General features: G+C 48.8%; 2 tRNA genes and 2 rRNA genes. All 4 read left to right on the top strand.

From position 1 onward, the window contains the following. Nucleotides 1-164 precede the first annotated feature (164 nt). Nucleotides 165-1,703, top strand: a 16S ribosomal RNA gene (locus FTU22_RS16175). A gap of 61 nt (nt 1,704-1,764) precedes the next feature. Further along, nucleotides 1,765-1,841: transfer RNA gene (locus FTU22_RS16180), tRNA-Ile, on the top strand. Nucleotides 1,842-1,889: 48 nt separating this feature from the next. After that, nucleotides 1,890-1,965: transfer RNA gene (locus FTU22_RS16185), tRNA-Ala, on the top strand. Nucleotides 1,966-2,378: 413 nt separating this feature from the next. Continuing rightward, nucleotides 2,379-5,272, top strand: a 23S ribosomal RNA gene (locus FTU22_RS16190). Together the 16S and 23S rRNA genes with 2 tRNA genes alongside form the textbook arrangement of a ribosomal RNA operon. The last annotated feature ends 77 nt before the right edge of the window (nt 5,273-5,349 follow it).

A 5,349-nucleotide genomic window follows, 5' to 3' on the forward strand; every position in this document is an offset into this window, starting at 1 on the left:
ATCATTAAGAGATTATGAAGAACAACTTGTGTGGATTTTTACTGATTGATCGATCGAAATTATTTTCATTGATTGATGGTAGAAATTACTCGAAGTTTATTTGAGCAAATTTTTGTCAGTAATTGATGAGCCAAGATTGGTACACTATATGTACTATTGATTTTAAACTGAAGAGTTTGATCATGGCTCAGATTGAACGCTGGCGGCAGGCTTAACACATGCAAGTCGAGCGGGAATAGGTAGCTTGCTACCGATTTCTAGCGGCGGACGGGTGAGTAATGCTTAGGAATCTGCCTATTAGTGGGGGACAACATTTCGAAAGGGATGCTAATACCGCATACGTCCTACGGGAGAAAGCAGGGGATCTTCGGACCTTGCGCTAATAGATGAGCCTAAGTCGGATTAGCTAGTTGGTGGGGTAAAGGCCTACCAAGGCGACGATCTGTAGCGGGTCTGAGAGGATGATCCGCCACACTGGGACTGAGACACGGCCCAGACTCCTACGGGAGGCAGCAGTGGGGAATATTGGACAATGGGGGGAACCCTGATCCAGCCATGCCGCGTGTGTGAAGAAGGCCTTTTGGTTGTAAAGCACTTTAAGCGAGGAGGAGGCTACTTTGGTTAATACCCAGAGATAGTGGACGTTACTCGCAGAATAAGCACCGGCTAACTCTGTGCCAGCAGCCGCGGTAATACAGAGGGTGCGAGCGTTAATCGGATTTACTGGGCGTAAAGCGTGCGTAGGCGGCTTTTTAAGTCGGATGTGAAATCCCCGAGCTTAACTTGGGAATTGCATTCGATACTGGGAAGCTAGAGTATGGGAGAGGATGGTAGAATTCCAGGTGTAGCGGTGAAATGCGTAGAGATCTGGAGGAATACCGATGGCGAAGGCAGCCATCTGGCCTAATACTGACGCTGAGGCACGAAAGCATGGGGAGCAAACAGGATTAGATACCCTGGTAGTCCATGCCGTAAACGATGTCTACTAGCCGTTGGGGCCTTTGAGGCTTTAGTGGCGCAGCTAACGCGATAAGTAGACCGCCTGGGGAGTACGGTCGCAAGACTAAAACTCAAATGAATTGACGGGGGCCCGCACAAGCGGTGGAGCATGTGGTTTAATTCGATGCAACGCGAAGAACCTTACCTGGTCTTGACATAGTAAGAACTTTCCAGAGATGGATTGGTGCCTTCGGGAACTTACATACAGGTGCTGCATGGCTGTCGTCAGCTCGTGTCGTGAGATGTTGGGTTAAGTCCCGCAACGAGCGCAACCCTTTTCCTTATTTGCCATCGGGTTAAGCCGGGAACTTTAAGGATACTGCCAGTGACAAACTGGAGGAAGGCGGGGACGACGTCAAGTCATCATGGCCCTTACGACCAGGGCTACACACGTGCTACAATGGTCGGTACAAAGGGTTGCTACTCCGCGAGGAGATGCTAATCTCAAAAAGCCGATCGTAGTCCGGATTGGAGTCTGCAACTCGACTCCATGAAGTCGGAATCGCTAGTAATCGCGGATCAGAATGCCGCGGTGAATACGTTCCCGGGCCTTGTACACACCGCCCGTCACACCATGGGAGTTTGTTGCACCAGAAGTAGGTAGTCTAACCGTAAGGAGGACGCTTACCACGGTGTGGCCGATGACTGGGGTGAAGTCGTAACAAGGTAGCCGTAGGGGAACCTGCGGCTGGATCACCTCCTTAACGAAAGATTGACGATTGGTAAGAATCCACAACAAGTTGTTCTTCATGACGATGTATCTGAGGGTCTGTAGCTCAGTTGGTTAGAGCACACGCTTGATAAGCGTGGGGTCACAAGTTCAAGTCTTGTCAGACCCACCACTACTGACGAAGTACGGAAAATCAGAGACATTGACTTATTGATAAGCTGGGGACTTAGCTTAGTTGGTAGAGCGCCTGCTTTGCACGCAGGAGGTCAGGAGTTCGACTCTCCTAGTCTCCACCATACATTCCTTCGGAATGTATAAAGAACGAAGCTAAAATAAACAATCAAACGATTGTTAGCTTAGTCCTTAAGCGATCAAGTGTTTAGGTTATAGAGCTTAGCAACAAAGTGGCGTATGATTCGCTTCATTGTTATTAAGCTCTGTGATTTATCACAGTTTCCTGACCTGACGAAGGCTGGAAAAATCATTAACAGAATATATTTGAGTTGAAATAATTTGTTCATACTCGTTTGATTTAACCTAACAAGCAATTGTGAAAGTTGAATGAAATGAGTTACTAGCGAAATTAACTGAATCAAGCGTTTTGGTATATGAATCTAATTGAAGCTGTACAGTGATTAAATTCACGAAGCTCTAAACTGTAACGTTGGTTGATCTACTTGTAGGATCAAACGACTGTTTGGGGTTGTATAGTCAAGTAATTAAGTGCATGTGGTGGATGCCTTGGCAGTCAGAGGCGATGAAAGACGTAATAGCCTGCGATAAGCTCCGGGGAGGCGGCAAATATCCTGTGATCCGGAGATTTCTGAATGGGGAAACCCACCCGCTATAAGGCGGGTATCATAAACTGAATACATAGGTTTATGAGGCGAACGAGGGGAAGTGAAACATCTCAGTACCCTTAGGAAAAGAAATCAATTGAGATTCCCTCAGTAGCGGCGAGCGAACGGGGAAAAGCCCATTAAGTTATCTAAGCTTTAGTGGAACGCTCTGGGAAGTGCGACCATAGTAGGTGATAGTCCTGTACACGAAAGGGCTTAGATAATGATGTCGAGTAGGGCGAGGCACGTGAAACCTTGTCTGAATATGGGGGGACCATCCTCCAAGGCTAAATACTCCTGACTGACCGATAGTGAACCAGTACCGTGAGGGAAAGGCGAAAAGAACCCCTGTGAGGGGAGTGAAATAGATCCTGAAACCGCATGCATACAAGCAGTGGGAGCCGACTTGTTCGGTGACTGCGTACCTTTTGTATAATGGGTCAGCGACTTACATTCAGTAGCAAGGTTAACCGATTAGGGGAGCCGTAGAGAAATCGAGTCTTAATAGGGCGTTTAGTTGCTGGGTGTAGACCCGAAACCGGGTGATCTATCCATGAGCAGGTTGAAGGTTGGGTAACACTAACTGGAGGACCGAACCCACTGTCGTTGAAAAGCCAGGGGATGACTTGTGGATAGGGGTGAAAGGCTAATCAAACTCGGTGATAGCTGGTTCTCCCCGAAAGCTATTTAGGTAGCGCCTCGGACGAATACCATTGGGGGTAGAGCACTGTTTCGGCTAGGGGGTCATCCCGACTTACCAAACCGATGCAAACTCCGAATACCAATGAGTACTATCCGGGAGACAGACTGCGGGTGCTAACGTCCGTAGTCAAGAGGAAAACAATCCAGACCGCCAGCTAAGGCCCCAAAATTATAGTTAAGTGGGAAACGATGTGGGAAGGCATAGACAGCTAGGAGGTTGGCTTAGAAGCAGCCACCCTTTAAAGAAAGCGTAATAGCTCACTAGTCGAGTCGGCCTGCGCGGAAGATGTAACGGGGCTAAAACTATATGCCGAAGCTGCGGATTTACACATTAGTGTAAGTGGTAGGGGAGCGTTCTGTAAGCCGATGAAGGTGGATTGAGAAGTCTGCTGGAGGTATCAGAAGTGCGAATGCTGACGTGAGTAACGACAAAACGGGTGAAAAACCCGTTCGCTGAAAGACCAAGGGTTCCAGTCCAACGTTAATCGGGGCTGGGTGAGTCGACCCCTAAGGCGAGGCCGAGAGGCGTAGTCGATGGGAAATTGGTTAATATTCCAATACTTCAGTGTAATGCGATGAGAGGACGGAGAAGGTTAAGTCAGCCTGGCGTTGGTTGTCCAGGTGAAAGGAAGTAGGCATGTATCTTAGGCAAATCCGGGGTACTCTATGCTGAGATCTGACAGCAAGCTGTACTTGTACAGTGAAGTGGCTGATACCATACTTCCAGGAAAAGTCTCTAAGCTTCAGTTACACTGGAATCGTACCCGAAACCGACACAGGTGGTCAGGTCGAGTAGACCAAAGCGCTTGAGAGAACTCTGCTGAAGGAACTAGGCAAAATGGTACCGTAACTTCGGGAGAAGGTACGCTGCTTTTGGTGATGGAACTTGCTTCCTGAGCTGAGAGCAGCCACAGAAACCAGGCCCCTGCAACTGTTTATTAAAAACATAGCACTCTGCAAACACGAAAGTGGACGTATAGGGTGTGATGCCTGCCCGGTGCTGGAAGGTTAATTGATGGGGTTAGCGTAAGCGAAGCTCTTGATCGAAGCCCCAGTAAACGGCGGCCGTAACTATAACGGTCCTAAGGTAGCGAAATTCCTTGTCGGGTAAGTTCCGACCTGCACGAATGGCATAATGATGGGGGCGCTGTCTCCAGCAGAGGCTCAGTGAAATCGAAATCGCCGTGAAGATGCGGTGTACCCGCGGCTAGACGGAAAGACCCCGTGAACCTTTACTGCAGCTTGACATTGAACTTTGATCTTACTTGTGTAGGATAGGTGGGAGGCTTTGAAACCGAGACGCTAGTTTCGGTGGAGCCAATCTTGAAATACCACCCTGGTAATATTGAGGTTCTAACTCTGCTCCATGATCTGGAGCGAGGACCATGTCTGGTGGGTAGTTTGACTGGGGCGGTCTCCTCCTAAAGAGTAACGGAGGAGTACGAAGGTGCGCTCAGCGTGGTCGGAAATCACGCGTAGAGTATAAAGGCAAAAGCGCGCTTAACTGCGAGACCCACAAGTCGAGCAGGTACGAAAGTAGGTCTTAGTGATCCGGTGGTTCTGTATGGAAGGGCCATCGCTCAACGGATAAAAGGTACTCTGGGGATAACAGGCTGATACCGCCCAAGAGTTCATATCGACGGCGGTGTTTGGCACCTCGATGTCGGCTCATCTCATCCTGGGGCTGAAGCAGGTCCCAAGGGTATGGCTGTTCGCCATTTAAAGAGGTACGCGAGCTGGGTTTAGAACGTCGTGAGACAGTTCGGTCCCTATCTACCGTGGGCGCTGGAAATTTGAGAGGATCTGCTCCTAGTACGAGAGGACCAGAGTGGACGAACCTCTGGTGTACCGGTTGTGACGCCAGTCGCATCGCCGGGTAGCTATGTTCGGAAGGGATAACCGCTGAAAGCATCTAAGCGGGAAGCCTACCTCAAGATAAGATTTCCCTTGGACTTTATGTCCACTAAAGAGCCGTTGAAGACTACGACGTTGATAGGTTGGATGTGGAAGTGCGGTGACGCATGAAGCTGACCAATACTAATTGCTCGTGAGGCTTGACTATACAACACCCAAGCAGTTGTATATATAGCATCAATTGATTCACATATAATCAATCAAACTTGATTTAGTTGAAAAGCT

It is taken from the genome of Acinetobacter sp. YH12076, from assembly GCF_013419525.1.
Taxonomy (GTDB): domain Bacteria; phylum Pseudomonadota; class Gammaproteobacteria; order Pseudomonadales; family Moraxellaceae; genus Acinetobacter; species Acinetobacter amyesii.